At 60.6% G+C, this 21,659-nt stretch carries 20 protein-coding genes; 5 read left to right on the top strand and 15 right to left on the bottom strand.

Translation table 11 applies throughout. From position 1 onward, the window contains the following. Positions 1 to 73: 73 nt before the first annotated feature. The 8 genes from ACYP2Q_RS01215 to ACYP2Q_RS01180 form a co-directional block, all read right to left on the bottom strand. Entirely contained in the window at positions 74 to 2,458 is a 2,385-nt protein-coding gene (locus ACYP2Q_RS01215; RefSeq protein ID WP_459728728.1) for an efflux RND transporter permease subunit, read from the bottom strand. A 28-nt stretch (positions 2,459 to 2,486) separates the two neighbouring features. Further along, complete coding sequence (locus ACYP2Q_RS01210; protein ID WP_459728727.1) at positions 2,487 to 3,539, bottom strand: YCF48-related protein; 1,053 nt, start codon at positions 3,537 to 3,539, stop codon at positions 2,487 to 2,489. A 551-nt stretch (positions 3,540 to 4,090) separates the two neighbouring features. Further along, a complete protein-coding gene (pepN, locus tag ACYP2Q_RS01205; protein ID WP_459728726.1) occupies positions 4,091 to 6,748 on the bottom strand; it encodes an aminopeptidase N in 2,658 nt (885 codons plus the stop codon). Positions 6,749 to 6,758: 10 nt separating this feature from the next. Continuing rightward, positions 6,759 to 7,589 (bottom strand): DUF2797 domain-containing protein, encoded by an 831-nt coding sequence (locus ACYP2Q_RS01200; RefSeq protein ID WP_274076997.1) that lies wholly within the window; start codon positions 7,587 to 7,589, stop codon positions 6,759 to 6,761. Beyond that, positions 7,586 to 7,846, bottom strand: coding sequence for a YeaC family protein (locus ACYP2Q_RS01195; protein ID WP_020799300.1), 261 nt, complete (start codon positions 7,844 to 7,846; stop codon positions 7,586 to 7,588). Before ACYP2Q_RS01195 ends, ACYP2Q_RS01200 begins: the two co-directional genes overlap by 4 nt. Before the next feature lie 34 nt (positions 7,847 to 7,880). Further along, the gene (locus ACYP2Q_RS01190; protein ID WP_459728725.1) at positions 7,881 to 8,750 is read right to left on the bottom strand and encodes a rhomboid family intramembrane serine protease; all 870 of its coding nucleotides are present in this window, start codon (positions 8,748 to 8,750) and stop codon (positions 7,881 to 7,883) included. Next, positions 8,747 to 9,718, bottom strand: coding sequence for a metallophosphoesterase (locus tag ACYP2Q_RS01185; protein ID WP_459728724.1), 972 nt, complete (start codon positions 9,716 to 9,718; stop codon positions 8,747 to 8,749). Before ACYP2Q_RS01185 ends, ACYP2Q_RS01190 begins: the two co-directional genes overlap by 4 nt. Further along, positions 9,718 to 10,608 (bottom strand): NAD(+) kinase, encoded by an 891-nt coding sequence (locus ACYP2Q_RS01180; RefSeq protein ID WP_433735670.1) that lies wholly within the window; start codon positions 10,606 to 10,608, stop codon positions 9,718 to 9,720. The genes ACYP2Q_RS01185 and ACYP2Q_RS01180 overlap by 1 nt, the downstream gene beginning before the upstream one ends. Positions 10,609 to 10,719: 111 nt before the next feature. Here ACYP2Q_RS01180 and ACYP2Q_RS01175 point away from each other — a divergent pair, with 111 nt between their 5' ends. Further along, positions 10,720 to 11,670 carry a DUF1853 family protein gene (locus tag ACYP2Q_RS01175; RefSeq protein ID WP_459728723.1) on the top strand — a complete coding sequence of 317 codons (951 nt, stop codon included), beginning with the start codon at positions 10,720 to 10,722 and terminating at the stop codon, positions 11,668 to 11,670. Between the two features lie 103 nt (positions 11,671 to 11,773). Here ACYP2Q_RS01175 and ACYP2Q_RS01170 read toward each other — a convergent pair whose 3' ends face one another. After that, a complete protein-coding gene (locus ACYP2Q_RS01170) occupies positions 11,774 to 12,877 on the bottom strand; it encodes a DUF2855 family protein (RefSeq protein WP_459728722.1) in 1,104 nt (367 codons plus the stop codon). A 56-nt stretch (positions 12,878 to 12,933) separates the two neighbouring features. Between ACYP2Q_RS01170 and ACYP2Q_RS01165 the strand changes: the two genes are divergently transcribed. Beyond that, positions 12,934 to 13,593 carry a TetR/AcrR family transcriptional regulator gene (locus ACYP2Q_RS01165; RefSeq protein WP_459728721.1) on the top strand — a complete coding sequence of 220 codons (660 nt, stop codon included), beginning with the start codon at positions 12,934 to 12,936 and terminating at the stop codon, positions 13,591 to 13,593. 9 nt (positions 13,594 to 13,602) lie between these two features. On the opposite strand, the gene ACYP2Q_RS01160 is transcribed toward ACYP2Q_RS01165, so the two are convergent. Next, positions 13,603 to 14,163, bottom strand: coding sequence for an NADPH-dependent FMN reductase (locus ACYP2Q_RS01160; protein WP_459728720.1), 561 nt, complete (start codon positions 14,161 to 14,163; stop codon positions 13,603 to 13,605). Positions 14,164 to 14,347: 184 nt separating this feature from the next. Between ACYP2Q_RS01160 and ACYP2Q_RS01155 the strand changes: the two genes are divergently transcribed. Together ACYP2Q_RS01155 and ACYP2Q_RS01150 are read left to right on the top strand one after the other, a co-directional pair. Continuing rightward, on the top strand, positions 14,348 to 14,581 hold the full coding sequence (locus ACYP2Q_RS01155; protein WP_459728719.1) for a hypothetical protein: 234 nt from the start codon (positions 14,348 to 14,350) through the stop codon (positions 14,579 to 14,581). Positions 14,582 to 14,669: 88 nt separating this feature from the next. After that, positions 14,670 to 15,563, top strand: a complete 894-nt coding sequence (locus ACYP2Q_RS01150; protein ID WP_459728718.1) for a LysR family transcriptional regulator — start codon at positions 14,670 to 14,672, stop codon at positions 15,561 to 15,563. On the opposite strand, the gene ACYP2Q_RS01145 is transcribed toward ACYP2Q_RS01150, so the two are convergent. From ACYP2Q_RS01145 to ACYP2Q_RS01125, 5 genes are all read right to left on the bottom strand, one after another. Next, on the bottom strand, positions 15,529 to 16,143 hold the full coding sequence (locus ACYP2Q_RS01145; RefSeq protein ID WP_459728717.1) for a GNAT family N-acetyltransferase: 615 nt from the start codon (positions 16,141 to 16,143) through the stop codon (positions 15,529 to 15,531). The two genes, ACYP2Q_RS01150 and ACYP2Q_RS01145, sit on opposite strands and share 35 nt — an antisense overlap. Positions 16,144 to 16,157: 14 nt before the next feature. Beyond that, positions 16,158 to 18,413 (bottom strand): Orn/Lys/Arg family decarboxylase, encoded by a 2,256-nt coding sequence (locus tag ACYP2Q_RS01140; protein ID WP_459728716.1) that lies wholly within the window; start codon positions 18,411 to 18,413, stop codon positions 16,158 to 16,160. 124 nt (positions 18,414 to 18,537) lie between these two features. Next, positions 18,538 to 19,296, bottom strand: a complete 759-nt coding sequence (gene dnaQ, locus ACYP2Q_RS01135) for a DNA polymerase III subunit epsilon (RefSeq protein WP_459728715.1) — start codon at positions 19,294 to 19,296, stop codon at positions 18,538 to 18,540. 213 nt (positions 19,297 to 19,509) lie between these two features. Beyond that, positions 19,510 to 19,962 (bottom strand): ribonuclease HI, encoded by a 453-nt coding sequence (gene rnhA / locus ACYP2Q_RS01130; RefSeq protein ID WP_008062270.1) that lies wholly within the window; start codon positions 19,960 to 19,962, stop codon positions 19,510 to 19,512. A 91-nt stretch (positions 19,963 to 20,053) separates the two neighbouring features. Next, positions 20,054 to 20,812 carry a class I SAM-dependent methyltransferase gene (locus ACYP2Q_RS01125; RefSeq protein ID WP_459728714.1) on the bottom strand — a complete coding sequence of 253 codons (759 nt, stop codon included), beginning with the start codon at positions 20,810 to 20,812 and terminating at the stop codon, positions 20,054 to 20,056. A 65-nt stretch (positions 20,813 to 20,877) separates the two neighbouring features. Here ACYP2Q_RS01125 and gloB point away from each other — a divergent pair, with 65 nt between their 5' ends. Next, positions 20,878 to 21,645 carry a hydroxyacylglutathione hydrolase gene (gene gloB / locus ACYP2Q_RS01120; RefSeq protein ID WP_459728713.1) on the top strand — a complete coding sequence of 256 codons (768 nt, stop codon included), beginning with the start codon at positions 20,878 to 20,880 and terminating at the stop codon, positions 21,643 to 21,645. Positions 21,646 to 21,659 lie beyond the last annotated feature (14 nt).

Below are 21,659 nucleotides of genomic sequence, written 5' to 3'. Positions count from 1 at the left end.
CAAGGGATTGGTGTTGAATTTGAGAGGTAAAAAAGCCGCAACCAGGGTTGCGGCTTTTTCATTTCAGCGTGGATCAGTGAGCAAACAGCGAATTGCCCTTCTGCCCCGCCAGTTTCTCAGGCTTGATCAGGAACCGCGCCAGTGCCGGCAGCAGCCACAACGCACCGAACATGTTCCACAGCAGCATGAAGGTCAGCATCAGGCCCATGTCGGCCTGGAACTTGATGGCCGAGAAGATCCAGGTGCACACGCCGATTGCCAGGCACAGACCGGTGAACAGCACCGCCTTGCCGGTGGATTTCAGCGTCTGGTAGTACGCCTCCTGCAACGGCAGGCCAGCACGCAGGAAGCTTTCCAGACGGCTGTAGATGTAGATGCCGTAGTCCACGCCAATCCCCACCCCGAGCGCCACGACCGGCAGGGTCGCGACTTTCACGCCGATGCCCATGAAGGCCATCAGGGCGTTGCCCAGCACCGACGTCAGGACCAGCGGCAACACGATGCACAAGGTCGCCGCCCAGGAACGGAAGGTGATCATGCACATGACCGCGACACAGATGTACACCAGGATCAGGATGGTCAGTTCAGACTTCTTGATCACTTCGTTGGTGGCTGCCTCGATGCCCGCGTTACCAGCCGCCAGGATGAACTCCAGGTTCTCGGTGTTGTTTTCCTTGGCGAAATCCTGCACCGCATGCACCGCTCGATCCAGGGTTTCGGCCTTGTGATCGTTGAGGAACACCAGCACCGGCGCCAATGAACAGCTGTTGTTGTACAGGCCATCGGCACGGGCGATGGAGTTGTTCAACACGTCCGGGTTACGCGACAGGGTTTCCCATTTCAGGTTGCCCTCGTTCATGCCCTTGATCATCTGCTTGGACACGGTCACCAGGGAAATCGCCGACTGCACGCCCTCGGTGTTCTGCATCTTCCACATCAGCTCGTCGATCGGCGCCATGGCTTCGTAGCGCGAGCACCCTTCGGCCTTGGTCTTGACCATCACCACCAACACGTCGGAACTGGTGGAGTAGTTGCTGATGATGAAGTTGTTGTCCTTGTTGTAGCGCGAGTCCGGGCGCAGCTCCGGCGCACCCTGGTCGAGGTCACCGATTTTCAGGTTCTGGCTGTACCACAGGCCACCACCGAAGGCGACCAGCGCCAGGAGAATGGACACCGGTGCAACTTTTGCGCTGGCAAAGTTCGACAACAGGCGCCAGAACGGGTGTTCACGGATCGCATCCTTCTTGCTGCGGGCCACGGCACGCTTGCTGATGCCGACGTAGGAAATCGCCACCGGCAACAGGATCAGGTTCGTGAACACGATCACTGCCACACCGATGGAAGCGCCAATGGCCAGCTCACGGATCACACCGATATCGATGATCAGCAGCGTGATGAAGCCCACGGCATCGGCGAGGATCGCGATCATCCCCGGCAGGAACAGTTGGCGGAACGTGCGTCGCGCCGCGGTCAAGGCGTTTTCCGCCTCGCTCGATTGCAGGGCGATACCGTTGATCTTCTGCACGCCGTGGGAAATACCGATGGCGAAGATCAGGAATGGCACCAGCATCGAGTACGGATCGAGCCCGAAACCGAAGAAGTGCATCAAGCCCAGCTGCCAGACCACTGCCACCAGGGTCGTGCTCAACACGGCGATGGTACTGCGCAGGCAGTTGGTGAACCACAGCAGGAGGATCAGGGTGATGACGAAGGCGATGCCGAAGAACATCACCACCATCACCAGGCCGTCGATCAGGTCGCCGACTTTCTTGGCGAAACCGACGATGTGGATCTTCACGTTCGGGTTCTGTGCTTCGAACTTGTTGCGGATCTTGTCTTCAAGCTCGTGGGAGAACTTGCGATAGTCCAGCGCCAGCAACTTGCCCTGGTCCTGCGGGTCCGGGTAGGACTCCAGCAGCGGGATGTCGACGATGCTCGACTTGAAGTCGTTGGCCACCAGGCGCCCGACTTGACCGGACTTGAGCACGTTGTTACGCAGAAGGTCGAGGCTTTGCTGGGAGCCGTTATAGCTCTGCGGGATCACTTCACCGCCGGCGAAGCCCTCCTCCGTCACTTCGGTCCAGCGTACGCTCGGGCTCCACAGCGACTTGAGGCCGGAACGATCGACACCGGAGATGTAGAACACCTCGTCGTTGATCTGGCGCAGGGTCTCCATGTACTCCTTGGAGAAGATGTCGCCATCGGTGGCTTCCACGGAGATGCGTACGGTGTTGCCCAGGTTCGCCAGATCGTTGCGGTGCTCCATCATCTTCTGGATGAAAGGATGCTCCAGCGGGATCATTTTTTCGAAGCTGGTGGACGGCCGGATCAGCGTCGCCTGCCAGAACAGGAAAACACTGACCAGCAGGCAGATCGTAATCACTGCCGGTCGGTTGTTGAAGATCAGGCGCTCAAGAAACGTCGCCTTGTCCTGATGATGTGTGCTTAAGGAAGTCATAGCTGCGCCTTCTTATTATTAACCCGGCTCATTTGCCCAGCTCTGCGCCGTTTGGCGAAGTGGCGCGAACGCCGCCCTGTCCAGCCAGAATCAGATTGCCATTGCCTGCGGCGACCACCGACGCCAGCGAGATACGATCGCGACGGTTGAAGACGCTGAAGGTTTCGCCGTTGTCGCTGCTGCTGATCACCGAGCCGCCGTTGCCGACGATCACGATCGAACCATCGTCAAGCAAGGTGGCGCCGGACAGACCGAATTCCAGATCACCGCGTTCAGCCTTGAGCTCGACCTTTTCCCAGTTGCTGCCGAAATCCGTGGAGCGGTACAGATTGCCGCGCAGGCCATAGGCCAGCAGCGTGTTGGGTTGCGCGGTGCCGATCACACCGAACAGCGAACCTTCATACGGGCCTTCGAGTTTTTCCCAGGTCTGGCCCCAATCGGCGGAGCGGAACATGCTGCCCTGCTCGCCAACGATGAACAGCCCGGCGTCCTTGACTGCGGTGATGGCGTTGAGGTGGAACTGGTCTTCGTTGTCCAGGCGATCGCTGACGTCTTCCCAGTTTTTCCCGCCGTCGGTGGTGGCCATCAGCGCGCCGTAGGCGCCCACGGCAAAGCCGCTGCTGGCGTCCTGGAACCAGACGTCGAGCAGCGGCGATTCGCGTTTCAGATCTTCGAATTGCTTGGTCCAGGTAGTACCGCCGTCCTCGCTGGCGAGGATCTGCGCGTCATGACCGACGGCCCAGCCGTGTTTGTCATCGACGAAGAACACCGAGGTCAGCAGCTGCCGGGTGGGCACCTTGGCCTGGGTCCAGGTCGCGCCCTGGTCATCGGAATACAGGATGTGCCCACGATCCCCGACCGCCACCAGCCGCTTGCCGGCGTGCACGACATCGAGAACCAGGCTTTTGCTGGCCTTGGCCGATTCAACGGAATAAACAACGTCGGCTGCCGGCGCGTCAGCGGCCAGCACCGGTGCCGACCACACGGCACAGCCCAACAGCGAGAGCGCTGTAGCCAGCAACGCGAACTTGCGCAATGCCGGCGGGCGGCAGATACCCACACCCATGACAGGCTCACTCATAGACCTTCCCCCATTATTATTGTTAGGTCGTTCAACCTTTCAGGGCGCCGTAAGGGGTATTCGCGGGATGACCTGTTGCTAAGCATAGTCTTGAAACCCGCAATCCAGAGCCCCTTCGGAAGCTGGCTTATCCTATCGGTGTTTTTGAAGGGCTGACAATCGACGGCACGTTATGTTTTGTTAACCAGAGGGGGATGGGGTTTTTCTGAATGATTGGGTATCAGGTGGGGTGATTGCGCTTTTTTTGGGGGGGTGGTGTACATATCCATTATTCAGGTAACGGCCACTTATGGTTTCGCTCTTACCTGTAGGAGCGAGCTTGCTCGCGATGGAGGTCAACGATGACGCGGGAAGCCTGACACCCCACGGCGCTCTCAGGTTTTTCGCGAGCAGGCTCGCTCCCTCAGTTTGATCGCAGTACATCTGTGGGAGATGGGTCGCCTATAAGGCAGCCATCGCTGGCAAGCCAGCTCCTACATGTTGATCGGTGTACATCTGCGGGAGATATGCGCCCGCAGGGTCCGAGGAACACTGCGGGAGCAAGACCAACCTCAAGCCAGGCTTTTGCTGACCACCTCAAACACATCGCTGGACAACTGCCCCGAAGCCCGAATCCGCTCCAGTTCCCCTTTCATCAAGGCCTGACGCGCATCATCGTACTTGCGCCACCGAGTCAAAGGCGCCAACTGCCGGGAGGCAATCTGCGGATTGAAGCCGTTCAACTCGATCACCAGATCCGCCAGGAAGCGATACCCGGAACCATCCGCCGCATGAAAGTTGATCAGGTTCTGCCCGGCGAATGCGCCGATCAGTGCCCGCACCTTGTTCGGATTCTTGATGTTGAACGCCGGGTGCTGCATCAATGCCTTGACCCGATCCAGGCCACCGGGCAGTACACTGCCGGCCTGGACGCTGAACCACTGATCCATGACCAGCGGGTTGTCCTTGAAGTGCTCGGCGAAGCTGGCCAGGGCCTTGGCTTTCTGTTCTTCGAATGGCGAGTTGACCAGCACGGCGAGCGCGGTCAGGCGTTCGGTCATGTTGTCGCAGGCCTCGAACTGTTCCAGCGTCGCCGCCAGCACTTCAGGCTTGCCGCTGAGCATCAGGTACGACAGCGCAATGTTCTGCAATGCGCGACGGGCGAAATGCTCGGCTTCGGCCTCGTAGGGGGTCTGCTTGGACAGGTCGCGGTTGGCCTGGTAACGCAGCCACAGCCCTTCGAACAACGCATCGGCCAGTTGCTTGCGGGCAAACTCGCGGGCGGTGTGGATGGCATCGACGTCAGCGACTTCGCTGATTTCAGTCAGGTACGCTTCGCTTGGCAGCGAGAGCATTTCGGCGACCATCGCCTGGTCCAGCGACTCATCCGACAGCACCGTACGCAAGGCCGCAACCAGGCGCTGATCCAGCACCAGCGCCTCGCCCTCCTGCTGCCGGGCGATCAGTTCCTGCAGCACCTGCACTGATAATTGCTGACCCGCATCCCAACGATTGAAGCCGTCGCTGTCGTGCTGCATCAGGAACATCAACTGGTCACGGTTGTACGGGAAGCTCAGTTTCACCGGCGCCGAGAAGCCACGCAGCAACGAAGGCAGCGGCTGTTCAGCGATGTCGACGAAGGTGAACGTCTGCTCGGCTTCGGTCACCGAGATGACTCGGGACGTGCCTTGCGCCGCCGCTTCACCGGCAAGACGCAGGGCCATTTCAGCGCCCTGGCTATCCAGCAAGCCGAGTTCGACCGGGATTACGAACGGCAGTTTTTCAACCTTGTCCGGGGTTGGCGGGCAGCTCTGGCGGAAGGTCAGGCTGTAGGTTTTCGCCGCCGCGTCAAAGGACTCGCTCACCACCAGGCGCGGTGTACCGGCCTGGCTGTACCAGCGCTTGAACTGGGTCAGGTCGACGCCGTTGGCATCTTCCATGGCCTTGATGAAGTCATCGCAGGTCACGGCCTGGCCGTCATGGCGTTCGAAATACAGGTCGCTGCCTTTGCGAAAGCCTTCAGCGCCGAGCAGTGTGTGGATCATGCCGACCACTTCCGAACCCTTTTCGTACACGGTCAGGGTGTAGAAGTTGGAAATCTCGATGAAGCTGTCCGGGCGCACCGCGTGGGCCATGGGGCCCGCATCTTCGGCAAACTGGTGGGTGCGCAGGTACGCCACGTCCTGGATACGCTTGACCGTGGCCGAGTTCATGTCGGCGGAGAAATGCGAGTCGCGGAACACGGTGAAGCCTTCCTTGAGCGACAACTGGAACCAGTCGCGGCAGGTCACGCGGTTGCCCGACCAGTTATGGAAGTATTCGTGGGCAACGATCGCCTCGACCCGCTGGTGCGCGGCATCGGTGGCGGTTTCGGCCTTTGCCAGCACGGCGCTGGAGTTGAAGATGTTGAGTCCCTTGTTCTCCATGGCGCCCATGTTGAAGTCGTTCACGGCGACGATCATGAAGATGTCCAGATCGTACTCGCGACCATAGACCTCTTCGTCCCAGCGCATGGACTTCTTCAGGCTGTTCATCGCGTGCTGGCACTTGTCGATGTTTTCCGGCTCGACATATATGCGCAGCGCCACGGAGCGCTCGCTCATGGTGGTGAAGGTGTCTTCGACACACCACAGGTCACCGGCCACCAGCGCGAACAGGTAAGCCGGCTTCTTGAACGGGTCTTCCCAGGTCGCCCAGTGCCGGCCGTCTTCGCCGGGACCCGAGGCAATCGGGTTGCCGTTGGACAGCAGCACCGGGTAGCTGTGCTGCTCGGCGACCACCGTGGTGGTGAACGTGCTCATCACGTCCGGGCGGTCGAGGTAATAGGTGATCTTGCGGAAGCCTTCGGCCTCGCACTGGGTGCAGAACATCGTGCCGGACTTGTACAGGCCTTCCAGGGCGGTGTTGGTTTCCGGGTGGATGCGCACGCTGGTGTCCACCGTGAACGTGGTACTGGTTGGCTGCAGGGTCAGGTGATTCTCGGTCAGCTGATACTGCGCTGCTGAAAGCTCCTGGTCAGCCAAAGTGACCGACAACAGTTCCAGCTGTTGACCATCGAGCACCAGCGGCGGCAGGCCCGGGCCACGCTCGGGGTTGCGGCGCATCACCAGTTGCGCATGGACCAGGCTGTGGTCCTCGAACAACTCGAAGGTCAGGTGCGTTTCGTCGATCAGGTACTCGGGCGCCTGATAGTCCTTGAGGTAGATCATCTTCGGTTGTTCGGTGCGCATGCTGGAGTCCTTAACTATGCACGGCGAGCTGATAAGCCGTGTATTTACGAATGTTGATCACGCCGGTATCGAAGATCAGGTACTGGCCCTTGATCCCCATCAGCGTGCCTTCGGCAATCGGATTCTTGTCCAGGTTGAAGCTGACGATTTTCGCCGGATACTGCTCGACCGGAAAACGGATTTCCAGCGGTTCGACGTCGGCAATCGTCTGGATCGCCTGCAAGCCGAATCGTTCCTGCAAACCTTGCAGACCCTCGGCGCAGCTGTCGAACAGCTGGTCGCGGATCTGCGGCAGGTCCACCGACACCGCATCGCCCTTGAGCAAGGCACGCCAGTTGGTCTTGTCAGCGACCTGGCTGCGGAACAGGTCCTCGACGAAGCCTGATTGCTGGCGGGTCGCGACGCGCATGATCGGCAGTGCCTGACTGGCGCCCTGGTCGATCCAGCGGGTCGGCAGCTGCGTGGCGCGGGTGATCCCGACCTTGACTCCGGAGGAATTCGACAGGTACACGATGTGATCGGTCATGCAGAACGTCTGGCCCCACTCCGGCTCCCGGCAGGTGCCGGCGTCGAAATGGCAGCGTTCCGGGCTCATGATGCACACGTCACACTGGGCCAGCTTGGTCATGCACGGGTAGCAGTAACCCTGGCTGAAACTGGTCTTGGTCTTGCGTCCGCAATGGGTGCAGTGGATCGCCCCCAGGTATTCCAGGCGCACCGTGGTGCCGATCAACGGATTGACCGGAACCTCGACGTCGCCCAGGCGAAATGCGTATTGCACGTTCGGCCCGTCCAGGCGCGCCGACATTTTACTGATTGCACCGCGGCCAATCTCGATCAATGGATGGCATCCGACTTGAACAGGATATTGGGCACTTGAATCGACTTGGAGCTGCATTCCTGCGGGCCCATGTAGCCCGTACGCTCTTCTTCAGGCAGGTTCTTGATTTCCCAGGCGATCATCGCCTGCAACGACAGTTCGCGTTGTTCGGCGGTGAGTTTGCCACCGTCGGACCATTTACCGATTTCCACCGCCAGTTTCAGGCTCTGGTAGATGTCCGGGGTGATGTTCTTGATCATTTCGTTAAAAGAGGACATTGGGTCTCCGCGCTCTTTGAATCACATAACAATTTTAGGCGGCCAGTTTACGGCGGTTGTACAAACCACCCAACAGACCGGTCAAGCATCCGACGAGCAACCCGCCGACATGGGCCGCGTTGGCAATTTCGCCGAAGCCGATCATCGAGACCAGTCCGGACAGGCACAGCAGCAGCCATATCAGCATCATCGCCAATACCCCACGAGGCAGGCGATAGGCGCTGTTCGGCGACAGAATCTGAAAGATCCAGCAGTGACCTAGCAGGCCGTACAGCACCCCGGACAACCCGCCAAACAGGGTCGGGCCGCTGAAAACGAACTGGGCGTAGTTGGACACGAGGCTGAACAACAAGGTCAGGCCGATGAGATTGACACTGCCCTGGCGCGACTCGATGCGTCGCCCCAGCTCCCAGTACCACATGCCGTTCATGGCCAGGTGCAGGATGCCGAAGTGGATCAGCATCGGCGTCACCAGGCGCCACCACTGCCCCGCCGCCAGGCTGTCGGCCAATGGCACGAAATGGATGTAGTCGCCAACCACGCGAAAATCGAGAAACGTCAGCCAGCGCAACGTGCTCAGGTTATCGCCCAGCAGCGTCAGTGCGCCGACGACCAGGCTCAGCAGCAGCACCGTTGCCGTGGCTTTGCCATGGCGGACCTGCGAGGCGAAGCTCGGTCGGCGAGTCGACTGTGCCACCGGAATGTCGAGTTTCTGCTCCGGATCGCCCTCAGGATAACGTTCGTACAACACCCGCACGTCGTCGCTGATGTTCGCCGGCACCCACAGCACCTGCTCGCCCGCTTCCTCGCTGACCCGATGCGGCACCTGCATGCGTTGCAGCAACTTGACGAAACCACTCAGATCCACCGCCAGCGGCAGGCGCAGGACTGCGATCGTACTCATTGCAACACCTCCGGTCGCTCGACATCGACCCAGACAAACTTGTGCGGGTCGAGCCGGGTTTCCTGGTCCAGGCGATAGGCCACTAGTTTTCCATAGAGCACCGCACTGTAGTCCAGGCACGCCAGGTTTGGACGAATGGGTGCCGGTTTGCCGCTGCGCCAGTAATGGCCGACGAACAGCAACGGCTCGTCGATGCCGTAGCGCAACAGGGTGTCTTTCTCGGTGGACGACAGTGGCGTCCGGGCCACCGGGTCGGGCAAGGCGTCGGGCTGGAACACGATGTCTCCGTAGGTTTGCGGGTCGTCTTCCCAGAATTTGGTGCGGAAGAACGCGCGGGTCAGGCCGTCGCCGCTGGTCATGGTCAGGCCATGGGGCAGGCGCATGTCGGTGCCGCGCAGCAGCCGGTCGAACACGGTGCAGGCGAAACTGCCGGGCACGGCCGAAGACTGGAGGAAATGCTCGTCGACGCAGCCATCGGGGAACAAGGCCCGCAGCGGCTCGATCAAGCCGGCGTCCCAACAGGCATGCACCACCCGGAAGCGCCCGGCATCGACGAACAGCGGCAGTTCATAGAACCACTGCTGGAAGTCATGCCAGTCTGCCGGATGGTGTTCGAACTGGGTCAGGGTCTCGTGCAGCAGGCGCGCATGGCGCGGGGTGTGTTCGCGCACGAACTGCTTGCCGCTGCCAGGCAGCGCCGGGGTGACCCAGCCCAGGGCGTTGAATTCGTGATTGCCCATGATGCACAGCGCCTGGCCGGCTTCGACCATGTCGTGGACGATGTGCAGCGCCTCGCGAATCCGCGGGCCGCGGTCGATGATGTCGCCGACGAACACCGCCATGCGCGAGGCATGGCGCCAGACGCCCGCTTGCTTGTGGTAACCGAGCCGGTCGAGCAAGTGCTCAAGGGTCAGAGCGCAACCGTGCACGTCACCGATCAGGTCGTAGCTACGCGCGGGATCGAGCATCAGTCGCCTCCACCACCCAACCGGCTGCCCCAGCCGAGCTTGGTCCGGCACACTTCATAGTAGTTATGATCGAGCGGGTGGATCAGCCGTAACTTCTGCGCCTTTTTGCTCACGGTGATGGTGTCGCCGGGCGCACAGGTAAAGTGGTTCTGCCCGTCACACGAGACTTGCGGGTAAATCTGCATATCCTTGGACACGACGATTTTCAGCTCACTGTTGCCATCGACCACAATCGGCCTGCCTGACAAGGTATGGGGGTACATCGGCACAATAACAATGGCGTCGAGCTTGGGATGCATGATCGGGCCACCGGCAGAGAGCGCATAGGCCGTGGAGCCGGTGGGCGTGGCGACGATCAGGCCGTCGGCTTTCTGGCTGCAGACGAACTGGCCGTCGATGTACAGTTCGAACTCGATCATGCGCGTCGATTTGCCGGGGTGCAGCACCACATCGTTCAGGGCATCGCCCTGGCCAATGGCTTCGGCGTGGCGGCGAACTTCGGCTTGCAGCAGAAAACGGTTTTCCACCAGATAGTGGCCGTCAAGCACTTCGGCAACCTTGATTTCCAGCTCGTCGGGGCGAATGTCGGTGAGAAACCCCAGGCTGCCGCGGTTGATGCCGAGCACCGGGATATTGTGCTTGGCCAGGGCACGGGCCGCGCCCAGCAGGCTGCCATCACCGCCCACCACGATGACCATGTCGCAGACCTCACCAAGCATCTTGCGCGACGAGGTTTGCAAACCGTGGCCCGGCAGGACTTCGGCAATGGTGTCTTCGAGGATCACGTGCAGGTGACGATCGAGCAGAAAACGTTTCAGTCGGCGGACGGTATCCAGCACCTGGGAACTGCCCAGGCGACCGATGATGCCGATATTGCGAAATTGCTCCATGGGGCCCCTAAGCTCTGTGACGGCGAAAAGCACGATTATGGGCGAAAGCGCGGGATAGACAAAATCCTTTCAGCTTCAAGGTGTACCCACGATTCGGGCTATGCTCGCAAGATGATCCTATTTCCAGATTTGCTGCAGTTACCCCACCAGTTGCGCCACCCCGAAGTGCGCGACCTGGCATGGGTCATCCTCGCCCCGCCGATGCTGTGCGCCACGCCGTGGCCGCAACGTCATCCGCTGGCCGGCAGCGACTGGGTGCAGGCCCCGGAACACCTGGAAAACTGGCTGCGAAAACTCGACCGCGACAGTTACGGCTTGCTGCACTGGCTGGCCCAGGCCCGTACCCGACGCCTGGGCCTTTATTATGAGCGACTCTGGCAGTTCGCCGTGCAGCATGCACCGGGGATCGAGTTGATTGCCGCCAACATGCCGATCCGTCGCGAAGGTCACACCCTGGGCGAACTGGACATGCTGCTGCGCGATCGCGACGGCGTGCACCACCTGGAACTGGCGATCAAGCTGTACCTCGGCCCGCAGAACGGCGACGGACAGGACACCGCGCAGTGGCTGGGTCCGGGTTGCCACGATCGGCTGGACCGCAAACTGGCACACCTGAGCCAGCATCAACTACCAATCTCCGCGCGCCCGGAGAGTCGCGAGGTGCTGGCAGCGCTGGATATTCGGCAGTTCAGCGCGCATTTGTGGCTGGGTGGCTATCTGCTCTATCCATGGCCGGGACAAGCCGAATCGCCCAGTGGCGCACACCCACAGCACTTGCGCGGCCGCTGGCTGCATCAAAAGGACTGGCCGGCGTTTTTCGCCCAGAGTCCGCCCGGCCGCTGGCAACCCCTGCCCCGCCACGCCTGGCTGGCACCGGCGCACTACCCGGCGGAGCAGGCCTGGAGCGCTGAACAGCTGAATGCCTGGCTGAGCGAACTGGAGCCTCTGGCGCCGGCGCAATTGCTGGTGCGCCTGACGGAAAATGCGCTGGGCGATTGGGAGGAAGCCGAAAGATTGTTTCTAGTGGCCGATCTTTGGCCGAATGTGCCGGGCCAGGGTTGAGTTTTTCGCTGACTGAATTGACACCATCGCCAGCAGGCTGGCTCCCACATTTGAAATGCATTCCCCTGTGGGAGCCAGCCTGCTGGCGATGGGGCCGTCTCGATCACAACCGAATCACATGCCCTTCCACCGGTGCAACCTGCCCATGGAACAAACGGGAAATAACCGCCTGCGCCGCCTCGTACCCCTGACCTTCCACCACCTCCAGCAACGGTGATTCTCCACCCTTCACCTTCTGGAAAAATCGCAACAATCCCTCACCAATATGCTGACTGACCCCTTCCGGCCCCCACTCGGCATTGCGTTTGCGGATCTGGATCGGCGCAAAAAAGAATACCGGTTGCGGTCCCTCCATGGCCGTAAGCCGGGCCTCATCGGTACTTTGTGCCGAGCCGGCAAAGCAGCTATAGACCAACTTCCCGGCAAACTGCCGGTGCACCCGGTCACGCAATTCGAGATCGCCGGAAAAATCCACATACAGCGTAGGACGATCATTGGGCAGGTTTGCCAGTTCCGCGTAAGACACCACTCGCTCGTAACAGCCAAGGGTCTCGACAAAGGCTTTATTGCCCGCTGAGGTCAGCGCCACCCGTTCCAGCCCGGGATGATCGCCCAGGCAGGCCGCGCTGCCGTAGGCGGTTTTGCTCGAAGCGCTGGAGAACACCAGTCGGGTTGCACCGAATAACTGCTTGTCCTGCAAGAAATCCGCAAGCATGGAAGAGGTCAGGAACAGCGGCTTGAGCAGAATCTGCAGGTTTTCGGTTTCCGGGCTGTAGTACGAATCCCAACTGCAACGGGTGTATTGGTTGTACGCCGAGGTCAGCCCGAGTCGATGCTCGGCACCGTCGTAGAATCCACGTTCGGTGACCCGCTCCGGACGCATCCAAAGATGACTGGCAAGCGGAAAGTAACCGTAGAATCGCTCCCCGACCTTGATACCCGCCACGTCAGACGCCACGACATCGGCAAAGCCCCAGGCTGGAACATGTCCCCAGTCCGGCAAGCCCGTAGGAAAAAATCCCCAGTAGTTCATCGAATTGCCATAGGCCGCGTAGGTAATGTTGTTGGTCGTCAGCGCGCAACGGTCAATCTTCAGGATCACTTCGCCGGCTGCGGGGATCAGGCTTCGTTGCACCTGTTCGATCCGGCTTTGGTCAAGGGCGTTTTTACGGGTTATCAGCCGTGTTACCGTACTTGGACTTTGCATCTTTTCACTCTCCAGCTGCGCAAGTGTGGCGGGTAGCACCAGAGTAATGGCAGCCGATGAAGAGCGGGTTCGGAAACTCCAAGGGCGGCGATCCCACCGTCAATCCCCGGGCAAAACCTCTGAAACGGCCGAGTCAGGCCCGGGCGATTTTCACCGTCGAAGCGATTTACCAGGCTTTTGTTCGGATTTGGCAAAGAAATGGCTGGTCGAGCTTGACCACCCGGGAAGTGGCACTCGAGGCAGGCGTGGCGATTGGCACCCTGTATGACTATTTCCCGAGCAAGGAGGCGTTGCTGTCCGGTTACATACGGCATCAACTGGATGCCCTGTTACTGCACCTGGACGAATCAGTGGTGCAAGCCAATAACCTGGACTGGCCGACCCGGATCAGACGCCTGATCTACATCACCTGCAATCCCTTTGATGCGCGCCAGCCGTTGTTCAACCATGCCGTGTCGCTCATCGAACACCAGATCGCCGAGCCGAAACATCATCGAAGGGTATTCGACGAACTGTCGCAGAAATGGCGCGAAGCGTTCGCCGCCTGTAGCGACTTGCCTGTTCAACCCTCTCCAGCAACCATCGATGCGTGGGTCATCATGGCCTGGGGCGGACGGCGCTATTGCGTCACCGCACAACCTGCGGCGGCGCAAACCGTCGCATGGTTGTCGGAAATGGAGACGCTGATCTGTAGCCGATTGGCCAGCGCTTCGTAATCCCAGGCATTAAAGCTTTTTATGCTGTTCCACCCACTTGCCGTAGGCATCGATGAACTTCTGCAGGAACGGCCTGACGGATTCGGACAGGTTGCCCGCCTCGTCGAACGCGGAACCGGCGCCACCCAGGTAGGCTTCCGGTTGCTGCATCATCGGCACATCGAGAAACACCATGGACTGGCGCAAGTTGTGATTCGCGCCGAATCCACCGACCGCACCCGGCGAAACACTGATCACCGCACCCGGCTTGCCACTCCAGGCACTCTTGCCATAGGGCCGCGAACCCACGTCGATGGCGTTTTTCAACGGGGCGGGCACCGATCGGTTGTATTCCGGGGTGACGAACAGCACTGCGTCGGATGAACTGACTTGTTGTCGGAAAGTACTGTAGGCTGCCGGCGGTGAAGCACCATCGATGTCTTCGTTGTAGAGCGGCAAATCTCCGATTTCGACGATTTCCAGCTTGAGGTTGGCCGGCGCCAGCTCCGCCAGCGCGAGGGCGACCTTGCGGTTGATCGATGCTTTGCGCAGACTGCCGACCACTACGGCGATGGTATGGACATTGCTCATGGAAGACTCTCGATTGTCCGTGGGAGGAGCCTGTAGTTATAGATGATCAGGCGACGATCCAACCAATGAACGTAGGTATATCTGCTCCCTGATTATATTTTTTTTACGTAGGAAAACTTACCTTACACGGTGGCGGTCTATCCAACCGCACATTGAGTGATTTATCTCCAGAGGTTCTAAGCAGATGGCAGCAGTACTCGTCGGTCAGTTCCATGCAAGAGACGCGGAAGGCCGCATTTATTCCGTACATGAGTTCCAGGAATCCACCCCGCCGGCTGACGGCTTCGCAGGTTCCACGCCCGTCACCACGTACAAGCTGGCCATTGGCGATCGCGTGAACAAGCTTGATGAAAACGAATTCATGCTGGTGCAATCGGGCGTGACCATCACCCGCGAACCGGTGAACGTCGTTTCATAACTCGTTGTTATGAGCAGAAGGCATATGCGCAGACTTGGGTTAGGATTCAGTCACTGACTCCTTCACCTGCTGAACATGGACTTCACGCATGCGCTTACGCCATATCGAAGTGATCCAGGCGCTCCTGCAGACCGGTCACCTGGGCACCGCCGCCGAATGGCTGCAGTTGCCGGTGGCCGAAGTCGAACGCATCTTGCGCGACGCCGAGGATCAGTTGGGTTTCATGCTGTTCGCCAGCGTTCGCGGGCGTTTGCAGGCCACGCGTGAGGCGCGGGAGCTTCAGGTCGAAATCACCCGCGTCTACGATGCCCTCGAACCCGTGCAGCGCCTGGCCAACAGCCTGCGGCAATACCTGGCCCCGCCGCTGCGCATCATCTGCACCCCGCCCCTGGCCCAGCACTTATTGCCGCAAAGCATCGCAGCGCTGCGCCGACGCTTGCCCGATGCGCCTTGTACGCTACTGAGCCAACCCACCCGCGACATCGTCAGAAGCCTGCTGCTGCGCGAAAGCGACCTTGGCCTGAGCCTGCACGATCCCGAGCATGCCGATATTCATTGTCAGCCGATCGCCCAAGGCAAGCTGCAACTGCTCGCACCTCACGGCTGGCTGCAACCCAGGCAGAAGTACATCTCGCTGCAGGACCTGGCCGGTCAGGCGATGGTGGGACTGGAAGGGCATGACCCGCTCAGCCCGGCGCTTGAACACAAACTGCACGCCCTGCGGCCGGCGCCGGTCATACAGACCCGGGTGCAGACTCACCAGATGATGCGCAGCATGGTCGAGGCTGGTGAAGGCCTGGCCATTGTCGACCCCTTCACCGCCCTCGGCGCCAAAGGGGCCGGGCTCGATGCCTGCCCGCTGGCACCGGCCGTGCCGGTCAGCCTCTACGCGCTGAGCCTGAAGAACGCCGATCCGTCTGCCGCCATCCAGGCTTTGCTGGCGATCGTCACGGAACAAGCCGCGGCGATGTTGGCGAACTGATCGTGTGTTCCAGCGGGTTGTCGAAAAATCGGTACCAGAACAGCGCCACTTCGGCGGTATTGGGGTCAATACCTCGATAACGCAGATGGTCGATGCCGCCGATCACGTAACCGCAACGCTCGTAAAGCCGGCAGGCGCCCAAGTTGTTGTTCTGGGTTTCGAGCATGATGCCCGGCAGTTTCTTCTTGCGACTCCAGAACTGCGCGACATCCAGTAACGCCTTGGCCACGCCGTGTCGCCTGGCCGGTGCGTGCACCGCCAGTTCGTCGATGTGGGCAAAGCCGTTCCAGTTGGTGCTGATCACCAGGTGGCCCACGGGCTCGTCGTCCAGGTACGCCATGAAGATCGCACTGTCGGCGGCGTCGCGAAAGCTGCTGAACTCCTCCGGATCGATGCCGTAGCACTTGCGATAAGGGGTGATCGGCGTAACCCGCCACTGCTCCACCGGCTGGCCTATTTCGGGAGTTCCGTAGGCGGCGACTTCAAAACTGAAATCACTGCCCCAGATATAAGCGGCAAAGCCCTCGTCGGCCACGCGCACCGACAGCCCTGGGTAATTCGGATTCATGACCGGTTGCATACTGGGAAAGGTCCTCATTCCTTGATGCAATCGACGGTGTAGTGCCGCCCATTGCCCTCGTCTTCGTGTTGCAATCCGTGCACATCTGCGACGAAACCCGGGAAGCTGCTGTCGAACGTGCGAGCAAACGCCAGGTAGTCGATGATCGAGCGGGTCGCCTCGGTAAATCGTTCGCCGGGCATGATCAACGGAATGCCCGGCGGGTACGGCACCAGCATGACGGCAGCGATGCGCCCGTCCAGGGCATCGATCGACACCGCTTCGACTTCGCCACGCACCAGATGATCATAGGCGTCCGCCGGCTTCATGGCGATTTGCGGCAGTACCGTGTACATCCGCTTGAGATGTTTGGCCGTGGCATTACTGCGATAGCAAGCGTGCAGTTGATCGCACAGGTCACGCAGGCCCATTCCGTGATAGCGCGCGCCGTGCTGCTGGGCCACGCAAGGCAGGCAGCTGGCCAGGCTGACATTGGCGTCGTAGCTGCGCTTGAACTCCAGCAACTCGGTGAGCAGCGTGCTCCACTTGCCCTTGGTGATGCCCATCGAGAACAGTACCAGGAATGAATACAGCCCGGTCTTTTCGACCACCAGCCCGCGTTCCCAGAGAAACTTGCTGACCACCGCCGCCGGGATTCCGCGCTCGCTGAGCGCACCGCCCGCGGTCAGGCCCGGCATCACCAGGCTGACCTTGATCGGATCGAGCAGGACATAATCCTCGCTCACCTCGCCGAAGCCATGCCACTCATCCGCCGGTTCCAGCAGCCAGTCCTCGGTCACCACCCGGTCGATGCCTTCCACCGACGGCGGCTGCCAGATGGAAAACCACCAATCGTCGGCGGCGATGTGCTGGCGCAGATTGGCCAGCGCCCGGCGAAAACTCAGGGCCTCGTCGAACATCTCCTGCAACAGCGAACGCCCTGCCCCGCCCTCCATCATCGCCGACGCCACATCCAGCGAAGCGATGATGCCGTACTGCGGCGACGTGGAGATGTGCATCATGAAGGCTTCGTTGAAACGATCGCGGTCCAGCTGCCGGGCGCCACCGTCCTGCACATGGATCATCGACGCCTGGCTAAAGGCTGCCAGCAGCTTGTGCGTGGAATGGGTGGTGAACACCAGCGGACTGTCTTCACTGCGGGACGTGCCCATGCCGTAGCGCCCGGCAAAGAATTCATGGAACGCCGCGTAGGCGTACCAGGCCTCGTCAAAGTGCAGGACCTCGACACTGTTGCCCAACTGCTGCTTGATCAGCTCGGCGTTGTAGCAGAGGCCGTCGTAGGTCGAGTTGGTCACCACCGCCAGCTTGACCTTGGGCGCCCGGCCCCGGGTCAACGGGCTGGCGTCGATCTTGGCCTGGATCGACTCACGGCTGAACTCACTCAGTGGAATCGGCCCGATGATCCCCAGCTCATTGCGTTCCGGGCACAGGTACAACGGGATGGCACCGGTCATGATGATCGAGTGCAGTACCGACTTGTGGCAATTGCGGTCCACCAGTACCAGATCGTCGCGCGCGACCATGGAGTGCCAGACGATCTTGTTCGCGGTCGAGGTGCCGTTGATCACGAAGAAGGTGTGATCGGCGCCGAAGTTACGCGCCGCACGCGCTTCCGCCTCGGCCAGGGGCCCGGTGTGATCCAGCAGCGAGCCCAGTTCCGGCACCGACACCGATAAATCTGAACGCAGGGTGTTTTCCCCGAAAAACTGGTGGAACGCCTGCCCCACCGGGCTCTTGTGATACGCCACCCCACCCCCGTGACCGGGCGTGTGCCAGGAATAGTTGGAGTCGGCGGTGTGCTGCACCAACGCCTTGAAGAATGGCGGCAGCAAGCCATCCAGGTACTTGCGCGCGGCCCGCGCCACCTGGCGTGCAAGGAAAGGCACGGTGTCTTCGAACAGGTAGAGAATGCCGCGCAACTGATTGAGCTCGGCCATGGCATCGGCAGGTGCGTTTTCCAGGGTCACTTGCTCGCCCAGGGCGAAGATGGGCAGATCCGGTGCACGCACTCGCGCCAGCCCGATCAATTCGGCCATATTCTGTAACAAATGCGAATGGGCGCCGGCGTCTTCCGCCGCAATCAGCATGCACGAGAGGCCGTGATGGGTCGAAGCGACCAGCCGGCCTTCGGTGTAATCCATCGCCGAGACGATACTGAAACCTTCCTGCTCCAGTTCCCGGGCGATACCCCGCACGCGATCGCCAGCGACGGTGTCGGCCTTGATGTCGCGATGGACGATCAGGACCGGGAATTTCAGATCTTTATACATGGTGCTCAGTGTCCTGAGGCGGCAGGCCAGAGACTGCCAATCACCTCAGGGTAGAGGGTTGGAGCGGATGTGGCGAGTGCGATGCACTGAAATGGGTCGTCTGTGCCTGATCGGGTCAACGGACCTACGCCGAAGCCTTGGCTTCGGCCAATTGCAACCACAGCGCCGGCCCACCAGCGGATTTAGTGATGATTTCCAGGCGCGCCATATGCTGGGCCAGGTCCTCTTCACTGGCGCGAATGATGCGCGTCGGTCTGCGGTCGGCCGGCAGGCGGCGGATTTCCGTGGCGGAGTTGTCCGCGCCTTCGCCGGAGCCATTGCCGTCCGACGCATTACCGGCCAGGGACAGGCTGGTCTGGCCACCGGTCATGGTCAGGTAGACGTCGGCCAGGATCTCGGAGTCGAGCAAGGCGCCGTGCAGCTCACGGCCGGAGTTGTCGACGCCATAACGCTTGCACAGGGCATCGAGGCTGTTGCGCTGCCCGGGGTGGCGTTCCCGGGCCATCATCAGGGTATCGAGGATCGAGCAGTGTTGCGTGATGTCCGCACGATCGTGCTGGCCCATCAGGGCAAATTCGTTGTTGATGAAGCCAACGTCGAACGCCGCGTTATGGATGATCAGTTGCGCGCCCTTGATGAACTCGAAGAACTCTTCGGCCACCTCGGCGAAACGCGGCTTGCCCACCAGGAACTCGTTGGTGATGCCGTGGACGCCGATGGCACCTTCGTCACTTTCGCGATCAGGTTGCAGGTACACGTGAAAATGCCGGCCGGTCAGGCGCCGACCGATCAACTCGACACAACCGATTTCGATAATCCGGTGGCCGTCGGTCACCGGCATGCCGGTGGTTTCGGTATCGAGTACAACGGATCTGGTGGCCATCGGGTGCTCAGCTCTCAATCGGTCAATCGTGCAAAAGCGCGGATGTTAACACGCTTGTCGGGGTCTTTCAGATAGAGCGTGTCACCCCTTTCGCGAGCAAGTCCGCTCCCACACTGGATCGCTGGTTAATGCAAGATTTGCGCTCAAGGAGATCAAATGTGGGAGCGGGCTTGCTCGCGAAGGCCGCGACTCGGTGCATGAGTCGGGCTCAATTCAGGCCTGCTTGAACCCGCGCACTTCATCCACGCCACGGTTGGCCAGTTGGTCGGCCCGTTCGTTGCCGTGATGGCCAATGTGCCCGCGTACCCATTTCCAGGTGACGTTATGGCGATTGACCTGCTCATCGAGCAGCTTCCACAGGTCGGCGTTTTTAACCGGCTCTTTCGCGGCGGTTTTCCAGCCGCGTTTTTTCCAGTTGGCCATCCACTCGTTGATGCCTTTCATCACGTACTGGGAGTCGGTTACCAGCAGCACGTCGCATGAACGCTTGAGTTCTTCCAGGCCGCGAATCGCGCCCATCAGTTCCATGCGGTTGTTGGTGGTATTGGCTTCGCCGCCCCACAGTTCCTTCTCGACCCCCTTGCACACCAGCAATGCACCCCAGCCGCCAGGGCCAGGGTTGCCCTTGCAGGCGCCGTCGGTGAAGAGTTCTACGCTATCGCTCATGCCAATCTATCCAGAAAAATGCAGTGGCCCGCCCATCGGAGATCGACGACGCCCAGGACCGGGGTCACCCCCGGCCGGAAAAAAGGAAGTATCACGGTTCGATGTTGCGCCGGTTGACCTTGGCCATCGGCAACGGAATCAGCTTGCCCATCGGCTCGCGGCGTTCCTGACGGACCGGCCGCAGGCCCACCACGATCTTGCGCGCGACCAATAAATAGAAGCCGCCACCGCCCAGTTGCCAGTCACCGGCCTTGCGCTCCCAACCGGCCAGACGGGTCTGCCAGGTGGGTGAAGCCAGCGGCGGACGATAGCACCCGAAGCGGCGTTTCTCCAGCGCGAAGCCCAGCAGGTTCAGCCAATCAGCCACCCGCGAGGGGGAAATGCAGCGGGCTTTGCGCAAGCCGTCATGGGCAAACACATGCCGCAGCCCCCAGGTGCTCCAAGGGTTGATGCCGATGATCAGCAAATGCCCACCGGGCCGCACGCTGCTCGCTGCCTCGCGCAGCAAACCGTGGGGCGACAGGCAGAAATCCAGCCCATGCTGCAGCACCACCACATCGGCGGCATGCTCACTCAGGGGCCAGGCCTGTTCCTCGCAGACGATCTCGACCCCGGGCAACGGCGCACCCAGGCGCACGTTGCGCTGCACCTGCGGCGCCGACGGCGGCGTCTGGGCCGACGGCCCGTAATGCACCAGGTAGCCACCGAAGAAGCGCCCCAACTCGTCTTCGAGCATGCGCCGTTCTTCATCCAGCAGGAATTGCCCGAGGGGCCCGGACAGCCACTCACGAGCTGCGCTGATCAACGCCAGCCAGTCAGGATCAGCCTGAGCGAACGCTTTATCGGTCATTGCATTCTCCAACGCGCCAGGAAGTTCTAAGATGCGCCATTGTTTTCCGCTTGGCGAATCCGACGATGATACAGATCACTGCCCTGCCCGCCTTCACCGACAACTACATCTGGTTGTTACAAGATCCCCGAACCCACCGCTGTGCAGTGGTCGATCCGGGCGATGCCGCGCCAGTGCAGGCCTGGCTCAAGGACAATCCACAATGGGTCTTGAGCGATATCCTGATCACTCACCACCATCATGACCATGTCGGCGGCGTAGAAGCGCTGAAGAAAGCGACGGACGCGACCGTCTACGGTCCGGCCAGCGAAAACATTCCGGCGCGGGACGTGGCCCTCAAGGACAACGACCGCATCAGCGTACTAGGCCATGATTTCGATATCATCGCTGTTCCCGGCCATACCCTGGGGCACATTGCCTATTATCACCTGGGCCTGCTGTTTTGTGGCGACACCCTCTTCGCCGCCGGCTGCGGGCGTCTGTTCGAAGGCACGCCCAGGCAAATGTACCATTCGCTATCTCGCCTCGCCGCCCTGCCTGGGGAAACGCAGGTCTACTGCACCCATGAGTACACCCTGAGCAATCTGCGCTTCGCTGCCGCGGTCGAACCCGGCAATGCCGACACCCTTGAACGCCTGGCCAGCGTGACCCTTCAGCGGGAAGCCGGGGTCATGACGTTGCCATCCACGGTGGCCCTGGAAAAACGTACAAATCCGTTTTTGCGCACCGGCGAAACATCCGTTAAAGAAAAAGCGGATGAACGGACCGGCACCGATAACTCCGCGCCCGATATGGTTTTTGCTGCACTCAGGGCCTGGAAAGATACATTCTGAGCTGTTTGCACGAT

This window comes from Pseudomonas sp. MHK4, from assembly GCF_054600775.1.
Note: the sequence above shows the minus strand (reverse complement) of the source record. Positions and strands in the feature narration are given on the sequence as shown.